The 908-nt window shown below is 57.8% G+C and carries 1 protein-coding gene; it reads right to left on the bottom strand.

What is annotated here, in order from left to right:
• On the bottom strand, positions 1-862 hold an 862-nt coding region (locus tag A3730_RS00280), incomplete at its 3' end, for a YihY family inner membrane protein (protein WP_231883788.1).
• Positions 863-908: the final 46 nt, after the last annotated feature.

Below are 908 nucleotides of genomic sequence, written 5' to 3'. Positions count from 1 at the left end.
TTAGCTGGGTATGGGCCGGCCACGGCAGCATGGCCACCAACTGGCCCAGCGACAGGTTACGCAGATCCCGGCTGAGCATGTAACCGCCTTCTTCCGTGCGCCGGATCAGCTTCGCATTTACCAGCAGGTTGCGAAATTCATCCCATTGGCTGATTCCGGATTCCTGCATCACCTTGCGAACTTCCTTGCTGCGCAGCACCTTGCCGTTCTGCTGGCGCTGCCAGAACACATTGAGCAGGCGCACCAGGGCGTGCATGCGCGGCACCTGGCGACGGTGTTCCTGAAAGACTACTAACGCACGCACCAGCTCGGCACCACCGAGCACAATGGTCCAGGAAATATAAATCCACAGCAGAAACACGGGTACGGCAGCAAAAGCGCCATACACCACCTGGTAACTGGGCGCCTGCTTGATGAAAAAGGTAAAGCCGCCTTTCGCCAGCTCAAACAACAGAGCCGCCACCGCCGCCCCCAGCACGCCTTGTCGCAACGGAATCTTGGTATTGGGCACCACCGTGTACATCAGTGTCAGCATGGCGGTGGTGAACAGGAACGGCAGCAAGGACAGCCATAGCCGCACACCGCCCAGGTAGCTCACCGTGTCGCTGAAGATGGCCTGCGAGGTGAGATACGACGAGATCGCCAACCCCAGGCCCAGACAAATCGGCCCCAATGACAGCACCGCCCAATACATCAACAAGCTGGTGAGACCTTTACGCGGGGTCTGCACTTTCCAGATACGGTTCAGGGTTTGCTCAACCGTGCTCAGCATCAGGATGGAAGTGATCACCAGAAACACAATGCCCAACCCGGTCAGGTTTGCTGCCTGTTTGGCAAAGGACTGCAGGTGATCGAGCAGCATATTGCCTGCGGAGGGTACAAAATACTCAAACGCCCATGCCTGGAAC

It is taken from the genome of Alcanivorax sp. HI0044 (genome assembly GCF_001634945.1).
This window is presented reverse-complemented; position numbering and strand designations above follow the sequence as displayed.